Source organism: Pediococcus acidilactici DSM 20284, assembly GCF_000146325.1.
GTDB classification, from domain to species: Bacteria; Bacillota; Bacilli; order Lactobacillales; family Lactobacillaceae; genus Pediococcus; species Pediococcus acidilactici.
Window position 1 is genome coordinate 878,202 of record NZ_GL397067.1, and the last position, 20,935, is coordinate 899,136.

The 20,935-nt window shown below is 43.5% G+C and carries 15 protein-coding genes, 7 tRNA genes and 1 riboswitch; of the genes, 2 read left to right on the top strand and 20 right to left on the bottom strand.

Going from position 1 to position 20,935, the window contains the following annotated elements:
* Positions 1 to 27: 27 nt before the first annotated feature.
* The 15 genes from rpoB to HMPREF0623_RS04485 all read right to left on the bottom strand — a co-directional run bounded on the left by rpoB (position 28) and on the right by HMPREF0623_RS04485 (position 14,845).
* The gene (gene rpoB / locus HMPREF0623_RS04415) at positions 28 to 3,627 is read right to left on the bottom strand and encodes a DNA-directed RNA polymerase subunit beta (protein ID WP_002832286.1); all 3,600 of its coding nucleotides are present in this window, start codon (positions 3,625 to 3,627) and stop codon (positions 28 to 30) included.
* A gap of 228 nt (positions 3,628 to 3,855) precedes the next feature.
* The gene (locus HMPREF0623_RS04420; RefSeq protein ID WP_004166095.1) at positions 3,856 to 6,327 is read right to left on the bottom strand and encodes an ATP-dependent Clp protease ATP-binding subunit; all 2,472 of its coding nucleotides are present in this window, start codon (positions 6,325 to 6,327) and stop codon (positions 3,856 to 3,858) included.
* 26 nt (positions 6,328 to 6,353) lie between these two features.
* Positions 6,354 to 6,818 carry a CtsR family transcriptional regulator gene (locus HMPREF0623_RS04425; protein ID WP_002832288.1) on the bottom strand — a complete coding sequence of 155 codons (465 nt, stop codon included), beginning with the start codon at positions 6,816 to 6,818 and terminating at the stop codon, positions 6,354 to 6,356.
* A 237-nt stretch (positions 6,819 to 7,055) separates the two neighbouring features.
* Entirely contained in the window at positions 7,056 to 8,861 is a 1,806-nt protein-coding gene (gene spxB / locus HMPREF0623_RS04430) for a pyruvate oxidase (RefSeq protein WP_002832289.1), read from the bottom strand.
* 334 nt (positions 8,862 to 9,195) lie between these two features.
* Positions 9,196 to 9,269 (bottom strand) — tRNA-Pro (locus HMPREF0623_RS04435).
* Between the two features lie 69 nt (positions 9,270 to 9,338).
* A tRNA-Arg gene (locus HMPREF0623_RS04440) sits at positions 9,339 to 9,412 on the bottom strand.
* A 196-nt stretch (positions 9,413 to 9,608) separates the two neighbouring features.
* Positions 9,609 to 9,682, bottom strand: a tRNA-Arg gene (locus HMPREF0623_RS04445).
* 16 nt (positions 9,683 to 9,698) lie between these two features.
* Positions 9,699 to 9,770 (bottom strand) — tRNA-Gly (locus HMPREF0623_RS04450).
* A 4-nt stretch (positions 9,771 to 9,774) separates the two neighbouring features.
* Positions 9,775 to 9,847: transfer RNA gene (locus HMPREF0623_RS04455), tRNA-Thr, on the bottom strand.
* A 10-nt stretch (positions 9,848 to 9,857) separates the two neighbouring features.
* Positions 9,858 to 9,939, bottom strand: a tRNA-Leu gene (locus HMPREF0623_RS04460).
* Positions 9,940 to 9,973: 34 nt separating this feature from the next.
* Positions 9,974 to 10,046, bottom strand: a tRNA-Val gene (locus HMPREF0623_RS04465).
* A 239-nt stretch (positions 10,047 to 10,285) separates the two neighbouring features.
* Positions 10,286 to 11,566, bottom strand: coding sequence for a serine--tRNA ligase (serS, locus tag HMPREF0623_RS04470; protein WP_004166096.1), 1,281 nt, complete (start codon positions 11,564 to 11,566; stop codon positions 10,286 to 10,288).
* A gap of 282 nt (positions 11,567 to 11,848) precedes the next feature.
* Positions 11,849 to 12,481, bottom strand: a complete 633-nt coding sequence (locus HMPREF0623_RS04475; protein WP_002832291.1) for a deoxynucleoside kinase — start codon at positions 12,479 to 12,481, stop codon at positions 11,849 to 11,851.
* Between the two features lie 76 nt (positions 12,482 to 12,557).
* Positions 12,558 to 14,021, bottom strand: a complete 1,464-nt coding sequence (locus tag HMPREF0623_RS04480) for an amino acid permease (RefSeq protein ID WP_004166097.1) — start codon at positions 14,019 to 14,021, stop codon at positions 12,558 to 12,560.
* A 110-nt stretch (positions 14,022 to 14,131) separates the two neighbouring features.
* Positions 14,132 to 14,309, bottom strand: a riboswitch (Lysine riboswitch).
* 29 nt (positions 14,310 to 14,338) lie between these two features.
* Positions 14,339 to 14,845, bottom strand: a complete 507-nt coding sequence (locus tag HMPREF0623_RS04485; protein WP_004166098.1) for a GNAT family N-acetyltransferase — start codon at positions 14,843 to 14,845, stop codon at positions 14,339 to 14,341.
* A 101-nt stretch (positions 14,846 to 14,946) separates the two neighbouring features.
* Here HMPREF0623_RS04485 and HMPREF0623_RS04490 point away from each other — a divergent pair, with 101 nt between their 5' ends.
* Both HMPREF0623_RS04490 and HMPREF0623_RS04495 read left to right on the top strand, forming a co-directional pair.
* On the top strand, positions 14,947 to 15,741 hold the full coding sequence (locus HMPREF0623_RS04490) for a lp_1002 family arylesterase (protein ID WP_002832296.1): 795 nt from the start codon (positions 14,947 to 14,949) through the stop codon (positions 15,739 to 15,741).
* 166 nt (positions 15,742 to 15,907) lie between these two features.
* Positions 15,908 to 17,158 carry an LCP family protein gene (locus tag HMPREF0623_RS04495; protein WP_004166101.1) on the top strand — a complete coding sequence of 417 codons (1,251 nt, stop codon included), beginning with the start codon at positions 15,908 to 15,910 and terminating at the stop codon, positions 17,156 to 17,158.
* Between the two features lie 180 nt (positions 17,159 to 17,338).
* Here HMPREF0623_RS04495 and HMPREF0623_RS04500 read toward each other — a convergent pair whose 3' ends face one another.
* From HMPREF0623_RS04500 to HMPREF0623_RS04520, 5 genes are all read right to left on the bottom strand, one after another.
* Positions 17,339 to 17,797, bottom strand: coding sequence for a threonine/serine exporter family protein (locus HMPREF0623_RS04500; RefSeq protein ID WP_002832298.1), 459 nt, complete (start codon positions 17,795 to 17,797; stop codon positions 17,339 to 17,341).
* Between the two features lie 18 nt (positions 17,798 to 17,815).
* Positions 17,816 to 18,559, bottom strand: a complete 744-nt coding sequence (locus HMPREF0623_RS04505) for a threonine/serine exporter family protein (protein WP_004166103.1) — start codon at positions 18,557 to 18,559, stop codon at positions 17,816 to 17,818.
* Positions 18,560 to 18,707: 148 nt separating this feature from the next.
* Positions 18,708 to 18,908, bottom strand: coding sequence for a cold-shock protein (locus HMPREF0623_RS04510; protein WP_002832300.1), 201 nt, complete (start codon positions 18,906 to 18,908; stop codon positions 18,708 to 18,710).
* A gap of 209 nt (positions 18,909 to 19,117) precedes the next feature.
* Positions 19,118 to 20,020, bottom strand: coding sequence for a cation diffusion facilitator family transporter (locus HMPREF0623_RS04515; protein WP_004166105.1), 903 nt, complete (start codon positions 20,018 to 20,020; stop codon positions 19,118 to 19,120).
* 228 nt (positions 20,021 to 20,248) lie between these two features.
* Positions 20,249 to 20,929, bottom strand: a complete 681-nt coding sequence (locus tag HMPREF0623_RS04520) for a phosphatase PAP2 family protein (RefSeq protein ID WP_004166106.1) — start codon at positions 20,927 to 20,929, stop codon at positions 20,249 to 20,251.
* Positions 20,930 to 20,935 lie beyond the last annotated feature (6 nt).

Here is a 20,935-nt window from a genome sequence, read left to right on the forward strand (position 1 = left end):
ACTGACCTCCTCTTTCTTTTATAAAAATTAATTTTGGTTGTTTTCAGTTTCCACAGGAGTAGATTCCGTTGTTGACGAGTCAGCTTCGTTAGCATTAGCCGCCTTTTGCTTTTCGGCATACTTGCTTAGAGCATCAACGTTGACAACTTCATCATCATCTTCGTCCATATCACGAAGTTCAACCTCTTGCTTATCTTCTCCAAGAACCTTCATGTCTAGTCCTAAAGCTTGCAATTCCTTAACCAACACGCGGAATGATTCCGGTACGCCAGGACGAGGAATTGATTCACCCTTCACGATTGCTTCATAAGTCTTAACCCGTCCCACAATATCATCAGACTTGTAAGTTAAGATTTCTTGCAATGTGTAAGCTGCACCATAAGCTTCAAGGGCCCAAACTTCCATTTCACCAAAACGCTGTCCACCAAATTGTGCTTTACCACCAAGTGGTTGTTGCGTAACTAATGAGTAAGGTCCAATAGAACGAGCATGAATCTTATCGTCAACCATGTGGGCGAGCTTCATGTAGTGCATGACACCAACCGCAACCCGTTGTTCAAACGGTTCACCTGTTCGGCCATCGTACAATACAGACTTCGCATCGGAGTCCATACCAGCTTCGGCAACGGCTTCCCAAATGTCTTCGTCACGAGCACCATCAAAAACAGGTGTAGTCATGTGAATTCCTAGGTTCCGAGCTGCCATTCCCAAATGCAATTCCAAAACTTGTCCGATATTCATACGGGAAGGCACACCCATTGGACTAAGCATAATGTCGATTGGAGTACCATCTGGCATGTATGGCATATCTTCTTCTGGAATAACTACCGAAACGGTACCCTTGTTACCATGACGGCCGGCCATCTTATCCCCAACTTGAAGCTTACGTTTTTGAGCAATGTAAACTCGAACCATCATGTTAACGCCAGGAGAAAGTTCATCACCATTTTCCCGAGTGAAGATCTTCACGTCTTGGACGATACCGCCGCCACCATGTGGAACACGGAGTGATGTATCGCGAACTTCACGAGCCTTTTCACCAAAGATAGCGTGTAACAACCGTTCTTCAGCGGAAAGTTCTGTCACCCCTTTAGGAGTAACTTTACCAACTAAGATGTCGCCATCTTGGACTTCAGCACCAATCCGCACAATTCCGTCTTGGTCAAGGTTACGCAATGCATCTTCACCAACGTTTGGAATTTCACGGGTCATTTCTTCCGGTCCTAACTTCGTGTCACGCGCTTCTGATTCATATTCTTCAATATGAATAGAAGTATAAACGTCGTCACGAACCAAGCGTTCGTTAATCGCAATCGCATCTTCGAAGTTATAACCTTGCCACGTCATGAAGGCAATCAATGGGTTTTGACCGAGCGCTAATTCACCTAATTCCATTGATGGACCATCAGCCAATACATCGTCGGCGTCAACCTTGTCGTTAACCCGCACAATTGGACGTTGGTTGTAGTTCTTACCACCGTTAGAACGGCGGAACTTCATCAATTTGTAAGTGTCTAGTGCACCGTCATCACGACGAACCCGAATTTCACGAGCGTCAACGTATTCAACAACCCCAGGATGTTGACATAACAAAGCAACTCCTGAGTCGTGTGCAGCTTTATATTCAATACCAGTACCAATCAATGGTGCGTGAGGGTCAAGCAAAGGAACCGCCTGACGCTGCATGTTCGCACCCATCAAAGCACGGTTAGAGTCATCGTTTTCCAAGAAAGGAATACATGCCGTCGCAACCGCAACTACTTGCTTAGGTGAAACGTCCATGTAGTCGACGTTTTCAATGCTGGTTTCAATGTTGTCACTTTCATGACGAGCCATAACTACGTCATCAACGAAGGAACCATCGTCATTTAGCGGCGAGTTCGCTTGGGCGATAACGAATTGGTCTTCTTCGTCAGCAGTCAAGTAATCGATCCGGTCGGTTACCTTGTGATCTTTCCAAGAAACCCGGCGGTATGGTGTTTCAATAAAGCCGTAACGGTTAATCTTTCCGTAAGAAGCCAAGTTATTGATCAATCCGATATTAGGACCTTCGGGAGTTTCAATTGGGCACATCCGACCATAGTGAGTATAGTGAACGTCCCGGACTTCGTATCCAGCACGGTCACGGGTTAAACCACCTGGTCCAAGAGCTGAAAGACGACGCTTATGCGACAATTCGCCAAGTGGATTGGTTTGATCCATGAACTGTGACAATTGTGAAGAACCAAAGAATTCTTTAGTTGCTGCCACTACTGGACGAATATTGATTAATTGTTGTGGCGTAACGGTTTCGGCATCTTGGATTGACATCCGTTCGCGAACAACCCGTTCCATCCGAGCTAAACCAATTCGGAATTGGTTTTGTAACAATTCACCAACTGAACGAATCCGACGATTACCCAAGTGATCAATATCATCAGTGCTACCAATTCCTTGTTGCAATAGGAAGAAGTAGTTAATTGAAGCAATAATATCGGCAGGAGTAATGTGCTTGAGCTTCAAATCAATGTTCCCATTACCGATCATCTTTAATTCACGTTCAGGATCGTTAGGGTCTTGAATCTTAATTACTTGAATCGTCATTGGTTCTGGAACTACCGCTTCATCAGAAGGTTGGTAAGTAACCATCTTGAAATCTTGACGATCAAGGTAAGGTGCCAACTTCTTCATTACGTCTTTGTCAACAACGTCACCCTTTTGAGCCAATACTTCCCCTGTGTCTGGGTCAGCAAGGGTTTCAGCGAGGGTTTGACCTAGCAAGCGGGTCTTCAAGCTTAACTTCTTGTTAACCTTGTAACGACCAACTGGTGCCATATCGTAACGCTTTGGATCAAAGAAGCGCGCAGTCAATAAGCTCCGCGAACTGTCCGCAGTTTTAGGTTCACCAGGACGAAGGCGTTCATAAATGTCCTTTAAGGATTCCGCAACTCGCGAATCTTCCGGATTTTTATGCACATCTTTATCAAGGGTAAAGTCTAAACTGTCTGACCCACCAAAGATATCAATGATTTCTTCGTCAGAACCAAAACCAAGTGCCCGAACTAATTCCGTCATTGGGATCTTCCGAGTCCGGTCGATACGAACGTAAGAAACTTCCTTAGCATCAGTTTCATATTCTAACCAAGCACCCCGGTTAGGAATTACCGTTGCGCCCCAAATATTACGATTATTTTTGTCAACGTCTAAGTTGTAATAAACCCCTGGTGAACGAACCAATTGTGAAACAATAACCCGTTCAGCACCATTAATAATGAAAGTTCCTTGTTCCGTCATTAATGGGAAGTCACCAAAGAAGACGTCTTGAGACTTGATTTCACCCGTTTCATGGTTAGTCAACCGCAACGTAACGTGCAATGGCGCAGAGTAATTTGCTTCATGTTCACGAGCTTCATCAACGGTATACTTTGGTTCTAACAACTGATAGTCAACGAACTCAAGTGACAATTTACCGGCAAAATCTTCAATCGGCATAATGTCGTTGAACATTTCCCGAAGACCTTCGTCTAAGAACCATTGGTACGAATCCGTTTGAATCTCGATTAAGTTTGGTAAATCGAGTACTTCTTTAATTCGTGCATAGCTCCGGCGCGTACGATGTTTACCATACTTAACTAAATGTCCTGCCAAGTTATTCACCTCTCCAATTTCTAAGACAAGTTAAATGTTACAGTTTGATTACAAATTGATCCAGCACCTGTTTTTTAGCAAAAAAAAACCAAAAACAGTTCCTAATTCAAGAAACTATTTTTGCTTTTTTTCTAAAACACTGCGGACAATAGATCGCACTGTTTCATTTAACCCAGCTTTAACATACAGATTATATTCTATGCTCTTTTAAAAGCTTTGTCAAATCATTTATTTACTTGTACTGCTTACCAGTTTAGCATCCTTCACTTTAAAAGTGATTTTGTGGTTGCGGGCCCCGATCGTCACGTCGTCGCCTACCTTAACTTGCCCAGCAAGCAACATTTCACTAAGTTGATCTTCTACTTGTGTTTGAAGTGCTCGACGAATTGGGCGAGCACCGTATTCAGGATCAAACCCGGCTTCGGCTACCACGTCAATTGCGGCTGGAGTGAACTTCATGTTAATTCCTTGCGCACTCATCCGCCGAATAATATCCTTCGACATCAATTTTACAATTTGATGCAACTCTGGCTTGGTTAAGGAATGGAAGACAATCGTTTCGTCAATCCGGTTTAAGAATTCTGGTCGGAAACTTTGCTTCAAGACTTCCTTAACCTTTGCAGCCATTGCTTGGTAATCATCAGCCATGTTTTGGGCTCCAAAACCGACTGATTTTTCATCCCGCAACGCCGTCGCCCCTAAATTAGAAGTCATAATGATGATCGTATTTCTAAAGTCGACCCGGCGACCCTTCGAATCGGTCAAGAATCCATCATCGAAGACTTGGAGCAACAAATTAAACACGTCCGGATGGGCCTTTTCAACTTCATCAAATAAGACTACCGAGTATGGCTTGCGCCGAACTTGTTCGGTCAGTTGGCCACCTTCGTCATAGCCAACATATCCAGGAGCCGAACCTACTAACCGGCTGGTGCTAAAACGTTCCATGTATTCCGACATGTCAATCCGGATCATGTTATCTTCTGAACCAAACATTACGTTAGCAAGGGTCTTCGCCAGCTCCGTCTTCCCTACCCCAGTTGGGCCAAGGAACATAAATGAACCAATTGGTCGTTTAGGATTTTTCAATCCGGACCGGGCCCGTCGGATTGCCCGAGCTACTGAAGAAACGGCCTCGTCTTGCCCAATTACGTGTTCGTGCAAGATTTTTTCTAAGTTAACCAACCGTTCCGATTCAGATTGCTTCATTTGAGTAACCGGCACCCCGGTCCAATCGGAAACAATTTGAGCAACGTCTTCACCAGTTTCTTGTAACTTATATTCAACCGGCTGTTCCGCTTCTGCTTGCCGGGCAGCTGCTCGTTCGACCTTTTTCCGCAGTTTCATTTCCTTTTTCCGAATTTCGGCCGCGGTTTCAAAGTCTTGGCGGTCAATGGCGGCTTCCTTATCTGCCTTCAACCGGGCTAACTTATCTTCGTCAGTTTCTCGTTTACTCTGCTTTTCGGCAGCGTCGATTCGAATCTTAGCGGCTGCTTCGTCAATTAAATCAATCGCCTTATCAGGAAGGAACCGGTCGGAAATGTAACGAGCCGACAAGTTTACCGCCTGTTGAATTGCTTCATCAGTAATCCGAACTTTATGGTGTTCTTCATATTTTGGCCGAATTCCTTGTAAAATTTGGACTGCTTCCGCTTGGGTAGGTTCATCAACTTCTACCTTAGCAAACCGTCGTTCTAAAGCTGCATCCGCTTCAATATATTTTTGATATTCATTTAGGGTTGTCGCCCCGATGGTTTGTAGTTCGCCACGCGCTAACGCCGGTTTCAAGATGTTGGAAGCATCAATGGCACCTTCTGCACCACCAGCCCCGATTAAGGTGTGTAATTCGTCAATAAATAGGATGACTTTGCCATCTTGGCGAATTTCTTCGATAACCTTCTTCAAGCGGTCTTCAAATTCGCCCCGGTACTTGGTTCCCGCAACCAACGCACCCATTTCAAGCATCATCAAGCGTTTGTTTTTCATATCTTCAGGCACGTCATCGGCAATGATTCGTTGTGCGAGACCTTCCGCAATCGCCGTTTTACCAACTCCAGGTTCCCCAATCAATACCGGGTTGTTCTTGGTTCGCCGACTCAAAATTTGTATAACCCGTCGGAGTTCGTTTTCTCGCCCGATCATTGGGTCAATTTTGCCGGCTTCCGCCATGGCAGTTAAATCCCGGGCAACCGAATCCAAGGTTGGGGTACCCTTCGTTGTCGTCGCCCGTTGCTTAGCACGCCGACTTTGGGTTGCTGGGTTAACCCCCAGCTTACGTAACGTTACTTTACGGACGTCCGCAACGTCAGTATCCAACGCTAACAGAACTCGCGAAGATAAGATGGTCTCATCTTGAATCAGCGCTAATAGAATGTGTTCTGTACCAATCTTAGCAGCTTTTAATTGCCGCGCTTGGTCTCCCGCATTCGCTAAAATCTCTTTAGCCTTTGGCGAATACGGTAAGTAATCATTTTTGGTTAAGCGTAAGTTGCCGTAACCCGTAAACTGCTCAATTTCTTCAATTACATCAATTTCGGTGACATTAAATTGTTCTAACACACTGTGGGCAACGCCGTTGTTTTCAATCGTTAGTGCTAATAGTAAATGCTCCGTTCCCACCGCGGGATGTTTAAACCGTTTGGCTTGCTCTTGAGCAATAATTAACACGTTGCGTGCGCTAGGAGTAAATAAATTTTCCATTGTCCACCTGTCTTTCTCTAAACTCGTTACTCATACCGAAGGTGATTTAAAACTCCGATAATGATTTTTGCGCGAATCTGGTCTTCTAGTTTCCGATCGCCAATGTTTAAGGTACTCTTGGCAATTGTTGCAGCTAGTAGATTAGCTTCCCGCTTACTTAAAACCGCATCTTCATATAAACTGCTTAAAATAGAAATTGCGTCTCGTTCATTAATTGAATCGCCAATCACCCGGATCAACGAATCTAATACGTCAATATCATCTAGCAATTTAACTTTTTCAATCCGGATATAGCCACCGCCGCCGCGCTTACTTTCAACTAAATAACCGTTTTGGATGGTAAACCGGGTTTTAATTACGTAGTTAATTTGGGATGGTACTACGTCAAACTGATCCGCAATTTCAGAACGCCGAATCTCAACTTCCTCCGAATCAGCTAAAATTTCTTTCAAGTATCGCTCGATTATATCCGAAATATTCTGTCCTTGCATAACGACCACCTCTCCCTACTTTGACTAATATTGACTATTATTATACGAAACTGGTCGGCAATTGTAAAAGATATTGTTCAAAATTATCGGTATTAACCGGTTTCACGATATTTTTCCGTTCTTGGGCTAAGAGCACAAAAAGAAGTGGCGTTTAGAATTTAATTAAATTCCGCTTCCACTTCTTTTCTGAAGGTTTCTATCTTATTTTAAATGAGTTTAAAATGCAAGCTTAGTAAACTATTTTTCCACACCAAACTTAGCAAAGTAATCCGTTAGCGGCTTCAATTCGGCTCCATCGTAGTCGCTAAAGAAATCACTGACTGACTTTTCACCGTGGGTTGCTTGATAAGCAGCCGAGATCTTTTCGGTGAAGTTTGCCGCTTGATTGTCGAATTCCAATTCTTCAACAGGCAATCCCCGTTGGTCGGTAATTTTAGCGTCAATTACTACTGGTTCGCCAGCTTTTTGATATTCTAACGCCTTATCAAAGGCCGCTGGTAATTCATCTAAGGTTCTAATTGTAATTCCCTTTGCACCCATCGCTTCCGCAATTTTGGCATAGTCAGCGTCTTCAAGATCAATTCCAGAATGATTCATTTGAATATCATCTTGTTCTGACTTAATAAAGTTAAGGGTTTGGTTAGAAGTGATGATGTTAATAATTGGCAAGTGGTATTTCACTTCGGTCAACAAGTCGTGAATTACCATTGAAGCTGCCCCATCTCCTGAAATACTAAATACTTGCCGGTCTGGATATGCAAGTTTTGCTGCGATTGCAGCCGGAATTCCGTAGCCCATCGTGGCAAATAATGCAGAAATCGTCCACTGCTTATCGCCCTTCAAGTCAAGGAAGCGGAAGGAGTTGATGATGTTGTCACCAGTATCAATGCCAAAGACCGCATCTTTATCCGCAATTCGGTTAATTTCACGATAAATTTGTTCGTAAGATAGCGGACCGTCCGCCTTCTTCATTAACTTATTCAAGTATGCTTTCCAATCTTGCATGTCGGCAACCGTTGCTTGGTAGAATGGCCGATTTTCAACAGCTTCGGACCGTTCCAAAACTTTTTCCAAGAACTTGCCCGAATCAGCCCAGATTCCTAAGTCCAAGAAATGATGGCGCCCAAATTGAGATTCGTCGTTATCAATTTGAACAAACTTAAAATCATGAGTCCGGTAAACTAGGTTGGCAAACGGGAAGTCAGCGCCGAGCGCAATCACTAAGTCAGCAGTTGCAAAGGCTTCGTCAGCCGCCTTGGATGCTGCCCGGTTAGTGGTACCCAGGTTACCTTCCCAATCGTCGTCAACCTTACCCTTTGCTAGACCAGTAATCGTTACGGGGATTTGTAATTTTTCAGCAACTTTCTTCAAGAGATCTTGATGGTCCTTAATTCCAGAACCCACGTGGAAGACTGGCCGCTTAGCTTCGCGAACCATCTTCAAGAATTGATCTACTTCTTCGTCAGTTGGTGTTTGTTTAGGAGTTTGCTTTTCTAATAACGCAGTCGAAGCATAATTTACGTCCGGAATTTGAACGTAACCGAAATCATTAGGAATTACCACTACCGCTGGTCCGCGGTTTTTGTACGCTGCCCGAATAGCCTTATCAACCACGTATGGAAGACTTTCCGGGGTCATTACGCAACGGTCATAAACGGCCACGTCCTGGAACATTGGAACTTCAGGAAATTCCTGGAAGAAATCGTAATTCATGTTGCTATGAGGTACTTGCCCAACTAGTGCCAACACGGGAGTATGGTCTTCCTTAGCGTCATATAAACCATTCAACATGTTAACCGCACCGGGACCTGCTGAACCAAAGGCAACTCCAATCTTGCCCGTTAGCTTTGCTTCAGCAGCGGCAGCGAGGGCACCAACTTGTTCATGGCGGACTTGCACATATTGAATTCGATCCTTTTCTAGGTCTAAAGCGTTCATTGTTGAATTAAACGAACCACCTGGATATCCAAAAACACGTTTAATATCCCAAGCCTGAAGGACTCTTAACATTGCGACACTTGCTGGTACAGTCTTTTCACTCATCTAAACTTACCTCGATTTTATATTTGTAATGTTGTAATCGTTTACAAATAGTAATTTACAACTATACTTACTTTATGTCAACATTTTTGCCTGTGCTAACGAATACCGTGGATTTTAAGCACCGCGTTTCGGTTTTTTCCCTAAGTAAATTCATCACATAAATAATCACTTACTATAACTAATTCTGTAACGGGTGCCGGAAAATTCCGCTCAGGTTCAAAAATAAAAAAGCATCTTTCAAGAACTTAAATTTCTTGAAAAACGCTTTTTATTTCGGTGGCTTGGGTAGTGACCAATATGGTCAAATACTCACTTTATTCGCTTAATCGATAAATCGGGAAAACAGGATTTGAACCTGCGACCCCCACGTCCCGAACGTGGTGCTCTACCAAGCTGAGCTATTTCCCGAGCAACTTCGTATTTAGAAGCTTAAAATGAAAAAGCACTACTCAGCCATGCTGACCAATGCTTAATCAATGCACCCAGTAGGACTCGAACCTACAACCTTCTGATTCGTAGTCAGACACTCTATCCAGTTGCGCTATGGGTGCAAATAATCAATCGTTAAGAATACTCGCAAGAGCCTTCCAACACTTAAAAAGTATATCACAAAATTTAATTTTCGCAATCGCTGTTTTTCACAATGGCGCACTTTGCCAATTAGACAATTTCAAAATAACCCGAATCTCTCGTCACGTTGGTTCAGGGCACAAAAAAACGCCAATCCACCGATTGACGTTTCCAGGATGCACCCAGCAGGAGTCGAACCTGCAACCTTCTGATTCGTAGTCAGACACTCTATCCAGTTGCGCTATGGGTGCATAATTATTAAGTTAAAGCGGAAGACGGGATTCGAACCCGCGACCCCCACCATGGCAAGGTGATGTTCTACCACTGAACTACTTCCGCAAAATGCCGACTAGAGGATTCGAACCTCCGACCCTCTGTTTACAAGACAGATGCTCTGCCAACTGAGCTAAGTCGGCTTAATCCCTATGCGGGCGAAGGGATTCGAACCCCCACACCTTTCGATACAAGAACCTAAATCTTGCGCGTCTGCCAATTCCGCCACGCCCGCATGTAACATTTAAAACCACTGAGAATAATCTCAATGGAGGATACAGGGCTCGAACCTGTGACCTCCTGCTTGTAAGGCAGATGCTCTCCCAACTGAGCTAATCCTCCATAAACCTCGTGAACACATTTATATATAATACGGATTAAACCATTAGTTGTCAATCACTTTTTTAAACTTTTTTTCGAAACACTAAATTAAAACGTTTGCTACGGATGATCGCCCACTACATTGGCACGTAAAATGGTCAAAAAAATAAGGATTAACCTTCTGCAATAAAAGATTAATCCTTATTTATAAGCATCTTGGATAAAACACCAAGCCCTGCCGTTATTTTTAACCTAAATTATTAATTTTTACCAATTACCTTGGTTCCTTGCATATATGGTATCAAAACGTCTGGAACGGTAACCGTACCATCTTCATTTTGGTAGTTTTCCAAAATTGCGGCTACCGTCCGGCCAACAGCAAGTCCCGAACCATTTAACGTGTGGACATACTGTAACTTACCATTTTCATCGCGATACCGGATCTGAGCACGACGCGCTTGAAAATCAGTGGTGTTCGAACAACTTGAAATTTCGCGGTATTTATTTTGCGCTGGAATCCATACTTCTAAGTCGTGAGTCATTGCAGCCGTAAAGCTCATGTCCCCGGTCGTCAACGTAATTACGTGGTATGGCAATCCTAGCTTTTGTAAGAGGGTTTCCGCGTGGCGCGTAAGGTTTTCTAATTCTTGCCAAGAATCTTCTGGTTTTGTGATCTTAACCATTTCTACCTTATTAAACTGGTGCATCCGGATTAAACCACGGGTGTCCCGTCCAGCGCTCCCTGCTTCCGAACGAAAGGCTGGTGAAAGTGCAGTCACGTTAATTGGCAACTGGTCTTCATCCAAAATTTCATCCCGGTAGAAGTTAACTAATGGCACTTCCGCCGTCGGAATTAAGGTTAGTTGTTCATCTTTAATTTCATAACCAGCGTGCGTTTCCTTAAACTTAGGAAATTGGCCAGTTCCAAACATCGACGCATCGTTAACCATGTAAGGCGTGATTTCTTCGGTAAATCCGGCCGCCACGTTTTGATCTAAGAAGAAATTGTAAACTGCACGTTCGAGACGCGCACCATCGCCAACGTAGTAAACAAACCGACTACCAGCAACCTTAGCAGCCCGTTCAAAGTCTAAAATTCCCAAAGCTTCGCCAATTTCCCAATGGGCTTTGGGCTTGAAATCAAACTTCCGAGGGGTACCAAATTTACGTAATTCAACGCTGCCTTCTTCAGTTAAGCTTACCGGTACGTCAGGATGTGGTAAGTTAGGCAAGTGGGCCGCTTGGTCTTCTACTTCCGCAGCAACCTTTTCTAATTGCTCATCGAGTTCTTTAATTTCTTGGCTAACTTTCCGCATTTTTTGAATTGGTTCGTTAGCATCTTCGTGGTTACGTTTCATCTGGGAAATTTGGTCCGAAACGTCATTACGAACTTTCTTTAAGCTTTCGCTCTTTACAATCAACTCCCGGCGTTGGTTATCCTTTGCCAATAACTGGTCAATCGTTTCTGGCTGAACCCCACGGGTAGCTAACTTTTCTTTAACTTCATCAGTATGGTTACGAATCATCTTTAAATCTAACATGCAAATTCCTCCTTACTAAAATCAAAATAAAAAGAGCCTCCCTCCCAATTGGGACGAAGAGGCTCTTTTCGCGGTACCACCCAAGTTCACCATCACTGGCGCACTTTCATGATGGTAACGGAATCACCGAATGGCATTACCCATTTGTTTAATCAGCGCCGGAGTTTCGGTTAGTCCTTTCCACCATCCGGACCTCTCTAAAAACCTACTTAAAACGCCTTGTTAACAACTGAACTATTTATTTGTTAACCGTATTATACAAAAAAGATGCAACTTCTGCAATTAAATTTGCGAAATCTTTTCTTCAACTAATTGGATAACTTGTTGACGTGCGCTAGGTTCTTCCACAAAGTCATACTTATCGCCATCAATTCTAATCTTAGGGCTTTGATCGTAGTTTTCAAACCACGATACGTAACGCCGATTTAATTCCTTATAGTAATCGTATAAGGACGGGTCGTTTTCAATCTGTTCGTATGAACGACCGCGCTTTTTAATCCGTTTTAACATGGTATCAAACGAAATATCAATATGAATCAAAAGGTCCGGGTTTTTCTTGTATGAAAGCCGTGGTAATTCTTGCATCATGTTGCTCAACAACGAATCGTAAATCTTGACTTCGGTTTCAGTTGCCCGTCCTAAATCAGCGTTTAGATGGAAGAGTAACGAATCCTCATAAATTGAACGATCCATCACGCTTCTAAAACCGTCATTAGCTTGCTTGATGCTATCTAGCCGTTTATTTAGAAAATAAATCTGTAATAAAAATGCGTAACGTTTTGGATCCTTATAGAAAAGCGGCAAAATTTTGTTGTCATCTACCGATTCATAATAAGCATCGCTACCCCAATGCTGGGTTAATAATTCCGTCAGTGACGTCTTGCCGGCGCCGATTGGACCTGATAAAGCAATCATTTAAGATACCCCTTTTTCATTTAATAGCACCACATATTGTACCACCAAACGAAAGCAAAACAACATCTTGAAAAAATCACTTTTTCGTGATATTCGGCCGACTTAAGTCGATCTCCTCTAACGGAATTAATTTGGTCTTATACTTAATTTTGTAATATGCAAAAAGCACTATAAACAGCGGAACCGACATGTAGGTAATCCCAATCGCCTGCCAGTTAAGGTTGATTAAGGAATTAATGTCCTGTCCTAAGATAACCACAATACTTAACACAAAGGCAAACAACGGTCCAAACGGGAACCACTTTGCCCGATACTTCAATTCGCTTAGATCATGGTTTTGCTTGACGAATGCGCGTCGGAACCGCCAATGGGATACGGCAATCCCCATCCAGGCGATGAAGCCGGTCAATCCGCTAGCCGCAACTAACCAAGCATAAATCTTGGTTCCCATAATACTGGTAATAAAGGTTAATAAGCCCACCACGGTGGTTCCAATTAAGGCTACATAAGGAATGCCTCGCTTGGTCGTCCGACCGAAAATTTTAGCTGCATAACCTTGCTTTGCCAACGAGAACAACATCCGTGAAGATGCGTACATCCCCGAGTTAGCCGAAGAAAGCACCGATGTAAGGATAATGGCGTTCATTACCCCCGCTGCACCTGCTAAACCAGCCCGTCGAAATACAAGGGTAAACGGACTAATTGAAACATCGCTTGCCGAAGTTCCTAGCAAATCTGGACTAGTATACGGTAAGAGACAGGCAATTACGAAAATCGCCAAAATGTAGAATAATAAAATCCGCCAGAAAACTTGGTTAATTGCCTTAGGAACGCTGCTTTCCGGAGTTTCTGATTCCCCAGCCGTAATCCCGATTAACTCGGTTCCTTGGAAAGAGAATCCGGCAACGACGAAGACGCTTAAGATTGCTGGAATTCCCCCAACAAACGGTGCCTTCCGGTATACAAAGTTTTCTAAGTAAGTTGCGTGGCCACCCATAATCCCGAAAATGGTAAGGGTTCCGATTGCCAAGAAAACAAAGACGGTAACCACCTTAATTAAGGCTAACCAGTACTCGGTTTCCCCGAACGCTTTAACGGTCAACGCATTAATCAGGACTACTAGTGCTAACGCAATCAAACTCCAAATCCATCCCGGTACGTTAGGTAACCAGAATTTCATAATCAGCGCAATCGTACTAATATCCACGGCGACCGTGATCGCCCAGTTGAACCAGTAGTTCCACCCCATTGCAAACCCAAAGGCGGGATCGACGTACTTAGAAGCGTACGTAGCAAACGATCCCGAAACTGGCATGTAGGTGGCCATTTCGCCTAAACTAGTCATCAAGAAGTACACCATAATTCCCATCCCGACGTATGCTAGTAGGGCACCACCCGGGCCGGCTTGAGAAATTGCTAAACCACTAGCAACGAACAGACCGGTCCCGATACTGCCGCCTAGTGAAATCATTGAGATGTGTCGAGTCTTCAGCGCCCGCTGGACGTGATTGCCGCTCGCCTGCTTTTGTAACTGTGCCATAATAGAGAACCTCCTAAAAATTAAAAGAGGCGCTGTGATTATCCCAGAACAAAATAAAAAGCCTTTTTGCGCGCACTTACACAAAAAGACCGTTTAAAATCGTTAGTCAAATCGTAGATAGCGCTCCGCAACCGTAATTGCGACAGTCCTTGGCTTATTCAACCAAGTCCCAAATCGTGCAGAATTAAGTCTGCAGTCATTTCGGCCTCGTTACCTTTCTCCCTGGGTCCCAGATGCTTAATCATCTTACCAGGGTTACTCATCATTGAGGCGACCTCTTCTTTCGATGTGATTCAAATTATAGCAAACTTGATTAATTATGCAAGCTTAAGGTTCAATTCGTATAAATATTCTTTCCGGGCGCGGCCGTCATACCCGGATACATTTTCAAACACTCCCGGTTGGCGAATAAACCCATTCTTTTCTAAAACCCGCTGAGAGGCCTGGTTATCCGTTAAAACGTTGGCCTGAACTTTTACGGTACTCATCATTACCGATTGCCGATTCCTTAAACTCTTCAACGCAAAATGGACTGCCCGCGACATAATTCCTTGGTTCCAATACTCTTCAGCCAGTAAATATCCTAATTCAAAAACGGCTTCTTCCGCCTGCTGAAAAATAAAGATTCCCCCGCTCAACCGGTTTTCCTCGTTAACAATCGCTAGAAAATTCGGGCTGCCTACCATCCCTTTAAAAGCTAGCCACTGCTCTAATTCCGTTTTTAAAACTTGCATTCCCGCTAGTCGCGCGAGTTTTTCGTTATTCATCAGTACTTGATAATCTGCAAAGTCACTCGTTGCAAAGTATCGTAGTTTAAATTTCATTTATTTCTCCCAAATTATTTTTCGTATGACTCAAAAAGATTTAAGATAGTCTATAGATAATCTATGTGAATATATTTTACTACTTAAAAGGAGTCGATCTTATGCAAATAATTAAAACACCACTTAACCAGGTAAATCCTCAATCTCAAGCAGAGTTAATTTCCTACGTTGATCCCAGCCTTACCGACGCGCTTAACCCTGCGCTAATTTTTGTACCGGGAGGCTCTTATACTCACATTGATTTTAAGCAATCCGAAAAAGTTGCGCTACGCTTTTTGTCACTTGGTTTTCAAGTTTCCATCTTACGGTACTCTTTTGTCGACGAAGTTCAACCGCTCTTCCCGGCTCCCCTGTTGGAAACTGCGCAAGCAATCGCCACTACTAAACAAAACGCCGCACAATGGCACGTTGATCGCCAAAAAGTCATGTTGATGGGCTTTTCCGTCGGTGGACACGTAGTCGCTAATTACAACAATTTATGGTCTTCAGACTGGTTACAAGCCCAAACCCACTTATCTGCAGAAGATTTAAAGCCCGCCGCTACTATTTTAGGTTACCCAGTAATTACCCCATTTGATGGCTTCCCTGACCAACCTACTTTGGCGCAGTGGACTAACAATCCCGATGAGATTGCTGCTGACCAACACGTAACCGCCGACAATGCTCCAACTTTCATTTGGGCCACCACTGACGACCAGTTAGTTTCTTCAAAAAATGCCGTGGACTACTTCTTAGCGCTCCAAGCTCATCAAGTGCCCACCGAATTACACCTTTACCACCACGGTCCTCACGGAATGGCGTTAGCTGACGAAACTACGGCTTATGACGAGCGTCACCAAGATTCTCGCATCGCCGATTGGATTGCTAATGCATTGGCATTTTTACGCGAGCTATAACAGAGCTTATTTTCCATTAATAAAGAAAATAGACCTTTATTCCTTAAAAGCATAAAAAACTACTTTTTATACACTAAATATTAAACTTTAGTTAATTCAATCAAACCACCAAATAAATTTGGTATTATATTAGTAATTGATTTTTAACATTGTGGAGGAAACTTGTATGAGTGAAGACTCACGTAATTCCAATTTAAGCCGATTTAGCGGCAACCAGTTTAATTCGGTGCCGGAGGAAAATGATCCTAACGCCGAGGAGCAAAATAACCCAACCAATGGCAGCCGGCAAAAACGGCAACGTAATCCCCGTCCGCCTAAGAAGTGGCATCCTTGGCGCTGGGTTGTTTGTGCCGTTATCGCCCTCCTGTTGATTGTTTTCGGGGTCAAAAAATGGTATACCGCTAAAAATGCGGTCGATTCAATTTTTGATAGTGCTCGCATTCAAAAAGCCCGAGACGTTTCCAGCGAACTAAAACACGGCAAGCCGATTTCCATCCTATTACTGGGTACCGATACTGGGGCGCTAGGCCGGAATTATCGTGGTCGTACCGACACAATGATCGTCGCTACGTTAAATCCCAAAAAGAAGAAGATGACTTTGACTAGCATTCCCCGGGATACCGTAATGTCGATTCCGGGATATTCCAGTTATTCACCATCCAAAATTAATTCTGCCTACGATTTTGGCGGAGCCGGAACGGCCATTCGAGCGGTTCAAAAATTGTTAAACGTTCCAATTGACTACTACGGGTTAATCAACATGGGTGGACTAGAAAAGATTGTCGACGGTGTAGGCGGGATTGACGTCACCCCTAAGCTAACCTTTAAGTATGGCAACGCCGACGTTAAGAAGGGGGTTAAAATCCACCTCGATGGTAAAGCTGCCCTTGATTACTCCCGGATGCGTTACGACGATCCTAAGGGGGATTACGGAAGGCAAACTCGGCAACGCCAAGTTTTGATGGCCATCTTAAGAAAGAGCGATTCGATCACCGCGTTGCTCAACCAAAACTTCTTAAATTCTCTGCAAAAACAAACTAAAACTGATTTAACCTTTAATGAGTTGCTAGCCCTTTCAAGTAACTATCGGGTTGCTACCCACCATTTGAAATCAACCCATTTACAAGGTGAAGGAATCACCATTACTGGCGGTTCTTATGAATACGTTCCGCAAAAAGAACGGCAGCGCGTTACTAACTTCATTCGCAATGCGCTTGATTTACCACACAAAACTACCGGTACGACTGGAATCAGTAGCATGTATACCGGCGAAGTTGAGGAAAATGATGCAACATCTGGTGCTGATGATAATAGCAGTACTTCTTCAAACTACAATGATCCTAACAACCAAGCAACTCCTACCCCCACTACGCCTAGTACAGGGACAGGAGCAACTACGGGATATCAAGGCTATTAAGCAATAAATACCCAATTAAAACGACTTCGTTTGACTTGAACATCTGCAAAGCAGAATTTAAAATTCGACATTGATTCTGTTTAAACTGCGAAGCTTCCAAAATTAAAACGCCCCACAAGAGTATCACAACCCTTGCGAGGCGTTTTTCAATTTCATTTATTCTTTGTTTATTGGTAGCCCTTATTTATTTTCCCGGACCTTTTTGAAACGCACTACTAATTTACGTTGCAAGCGGTCAATGAACTCAGCCATCAAAAAGCCGATCCCGATTGACCCCGCAATTACCCCCACTTCCAACATAAAATGAGTGGCAAGCCGCGTATTGGACAACGCAAAGTTACGAATCATTTGGTAAGCCTGTCCGCCGGGGACCAGGGGCACAATCCCGGGAATACTGAAAACAATCATTGGCATTTTCAACCGCCGGGCCGCAAATAAACTTAGTAAGGCAATCACCGTCGTGGCCGTTAAGGAGCTTAATGCGAGCCCTAAGTGAAATTGCAACATTTCCCAGTAGATTCCCCAAGAGATTCCACCAATTATTCCAGCAGTTAACAACGCCCGGTGCGGGATGTTAATAATAATCCCAAACCCAACCGTGGCAATCCCCGCCATCACAAATTCCAATAATAACTGCATCAATCTTCCTCCATCACATCATATGAACCGAAATACGAACGCAATCCCAAAGCCAATCGCGCATGCGGATAACAGGGCCTCCACACCGCGTGCTGGCCCACTAACTAAATGGCCGTTTAAAATATCTCGGACCGCGTTAGTCAGTGGCACTCCGGGAACCAGGGGCATGACTGAGCCGATGATAATATCATCTAACGATTGCCCCCAGCCCATTCGAACGATTAAGACCGCTAAAATACCGATTACGATCGAGGCAAAAAACTCGCTTATGTACTTAACGTTCAAAAGACGGTTACTCAGGTAAAAGACGGTGTACCCGAGGGCTCCCACCAACATGGTGACCCCCAAATCTACCAAATTCCCCGAAAAGGCTACCATGAGGGGACCACTTACCAGTGCAGCACCCAACACCTGCAGCCAAAACGGGAAAAACGGTGTTGCTTCATCCAACGTGCTTAACTTTTCATAAAACTCATCTAGGGTGATTTGTTTTGCCGCGTATTCTCGTGAAAAGGAATTAACCGCAGAAACCTTCTCTAGATCAAAGGCTCGCCTCGTAATTTGTTCCACCTGGGAAGTTAACGAGTTCGGAACCGAAACAATCAAGCCGGTAATTGTACCGAATAATTGTAAATCATCAATTCCTGAATTAATCGCAATCCGTTTCATGGTATCCTCGGCTCGCGACATTTCGGAGCCATTTTCAATCATTATTCGTCCAGCAAGCAGACAAGTCTTAATTACTTTTTTTAAATCACGCATCCACCGCACCTCCGCTTTAACTTCTTCATTATACCGAATAAGCCAGCGATTCGTTAATGATTTTATTTTTATAACGTAATTTTCTTCGCCAAATTACACAAAAAAAGCAGCGTGCCGAAGCACCCTGCTTTTTCAGTAATTTTTTAAATTAGTTTTTTTCAACGTTTACGGCTTGAGGTCCGCGGTCGCTTTCTTCAACATCGAAGCTAACTGATTGGCCTTCTTCAAGAGTCTTGAAGCCGTCGCTTTGGATAGCTGAGAAGTGAACGAATACGTCACTACCATCTTCGCGAGTAATAAAACCAAAACCTTTGTCTGCGTTAAACCATTTAACTGTACCTTGTTCCATTATGAACATCCTCCTGTAAAACCATGATGCATGGCTGTTTTAAAATTTGTAGCTTGAGCCGGTAGTAATGGGGATAGTTCACAATAAAACAATCTGACCAAAAGCACCTAACCAAAAGCACATTTATAGTATAGCATGCCCTTCTCAAAAAAAACAGCAATATCCTTAATTTCTTTCAAAAAAATTAAAACGCTATCAATTATCACTCGCTAAACGTCGTCTTTATTAGTCGTAAAAATCTGATATTCCTTGCCCCGATCAACTTCAGCTTGCAAAGTTGCGTGTTCGATATTGTACTTATCCTTTAGCAATTTTCTAATCTTTTGGTAAATTGGTTCAACTTCGCTGAGTTCTTGATCCTCTAAAGCAATGTGTGCGGTTAGCATAATCCGGTGTTCGTCAATCATCCAAGTGTGTACGTGATGAATATTAACCACTCCTGGAACGCTTAGCACCGTTGCTTTGACCGCGCGATAGTCCAACCGTGGTCCCGCCTCCATTAAAATATTAGTCGCTTCGATGATAATTGGAATCGTCTTGTAAGCAATGTAGACGGAAACCACAATGGTCATCAACGGGTCCGCCCAAACCACGTGGAATATTTTTATAATTAACGCACCTAAAATAACTCCCCCAGAGGCAAATGCATCACTTAAAATGTGCAAATAGGTCGCCTTTAGGTTTAAGTTATTGTGCGAACCGCTATGTAGCAACCACGCTGAAAAACCATTGGCTAACAAACCAACTACCGCTACAACTAACATTAATCCGCCGTTAACCGGGTGCGGATGAGCGAATCGCCGAATTGCTTCCCAAATTAACAGGGCTGACATTACTAACAAAAAAATTGCGTTAAAGTACGACGATAAAATTTCTGCCCGCCGGTAGCCATAAGTCTTAGACTGATTAGAATTTCGCTGACTAATCCGACTAGCCACGTAGGCCATTACGATTGAGGCACTGTCGCCCAAGTTGTGAATCGCGTCGGACAAGAGCGCTAAACTGCCGGAGAGCAATCCGCCCCCGAATTCAACCGCCGTGATTACTAAATTTAAAACCGTCGCTTCCAAAAATCTCAAACCGTGTTGAGCTTTGTCATCTTTAAATTCCATAAAAACTCACCCCCACTGCAACTATCCTTATTATCCTTCATTTAGAAAGCACCTTCAATACTTCTCGAAGTAACAATTAATTTCGTTCTAAAATTAAAAAGCTTCCCAAGAATCTAAAAATTCTTGAGAAGCTCTTTGTAATATAAGTACGATTAACGCTTACCATGTGGAGAACTCCCTTTAATCCACCCAAATAAGCTTTAACTATACTCTTAGGGATCCAAATTACTACCGCTGGTGGTGCCGACCCACGCTAGGTTCTATGTAGTTAGCAATCGTATCGTACAAGCTGTGATATAACATGATGGCCACCCATAGCCAAACGGTTCCTAAGCCAACCGCCACTAAGGTATCGGTAAAGTAATGGGCCCCCATAAAAATCCGGGACCAAATTACCAAAATCTGCCAAATTACCAACCCGGCGGTGCAAGCTTTTTTCAACGATGATTCTGCCATTGGCCGTACGAAGAATAGGTAAAGAAACGCTAAAACTAAGAACGCTTCAAAAGTGTGGCCGCTCGGCATACTATATCCCGTTTCAGGGATAATTTGAGCAATCGTGGGCCGCGGACGTTTGACAAATTCCTTTAAAAGGTAAGCCACAACTGCTCCGCCAAACATCGTGCAAATCACCCAAATTGCATCAACCCGTTGCCCTTGCCGCAACCACAAGTACGCTGCGATCAATACTGCGTAAATCAATCCCAGTTTAGTGTCGGCAATCATCGTGATTAGTCGCATCACGGGTTCTAAAAACATCATAAATTCACTTTGTACGGCGCTGCTAAACAGTTGGTCCACAAAAAGCATAAACATGCTTTGCATCTTGACCCCTGCTACCAAAACGATTACCACTAACGCCGCTAGTATCACAAATCGTTTTGGCACATTAGGCATATCTCGTAACATCCCTAA

Coding starts and splice junctions, on each gene's coding strand:
- HMPREF0623_RS04420 (WP_004166095.1), bottom strand. CDS start 6,327: ATGGAAAATTTATTTACTCCTAGCGCACGCAACGTGTTAATTATTGCT.
- HMPREF0623_RS04425 (WP_002832288.1), bottom strand. CDS start 6,818: ATGCAAGGACAGAATATTTCGGATATAATCGAGCGATACTTGAAAGAA.
- spxB (WP_002832289.1), bottom strand. CDS start 8,861: ATGAGTGAAAAGACTGTACCAGCAAGTGTCGCAATGTTAAGAGTCCTT.
- serS (WP_004166096.1), bottom strand. CDS start 11,566: ATGTTAGATTTAAAGATGATTCGTAACCATACTGATGAAGTTAAAGAA.
- HMPREF0623_RS04475 (WP_002832291.1), bottom strand. CDS start 12,481: ATGATTGCTTTATCAGGTCCAATCGGCGCCGGCAAGACGTCACTGACG.
- HMPREF0623_RS04480 (WP_004166097.1), bottom strand. CDS start 14,021: ATGGCACAGTTACAAAAGCAGGCGAGCGGCAATCACGTCCAGCGGGCG.
- HMPREF0623_RS04485 (WP_004166098.1), bottom strand. CDS start 14,845: ATGAAATTTAAACTACGATACTTTGCAACGAGTGACTTTGCAGATTAT.
- HMPREF0623_RS04490 (WP_002832296.1), top strand. CDS start 14,947: ATGCAAATAATTAAAACACCACTTAACCAGGTAAATCCTCAATCTCAA.
- HMPREF0623_RS04495 (WP_004166101.1), top strand. CDS start 15,908: ATGAGTGAAGACTCACGTAATTCCAATTTAAGCCGATTTAGCGGCAAC.
- HMPREF0623_RS04500 (WP_002832298.1), bottom strand. CDS start 17,797: ATGCAGTTATTATTGGAATTTGTGATGGCGGGGATTGCCACGGTTGGG.
- HMPREF0623_RS04505 (WP_004166103.1), bottom strand. CDS start 18,559: ATGCGTGATTTAAAAAAAGTAATTAAGACTTGTCTGCTTGCTGGACGA.
- HMPREF0623_RS04510 (WP_002832300.1), bottom strand. CDS start 18,908: ATGGAACAAGGTACAGTTAAATGGTTTAACGCAGACAAAGGTTTTGGT.
- HMPREF0623_RS04515 (WP_004166105.1), bottom strand. CDS start 20,020: ATGGAATTTAAAGATGACAAAGCTCAACACGGTTTGAGATTTTTGGAA.
- HMPREF0623_RS04520 (WP_004166106.1), bottom strand. CDS start 20,929: ATGTTACGAGATATGCCTAATGTGCCAAAACGATTTGTGATACTAGCG.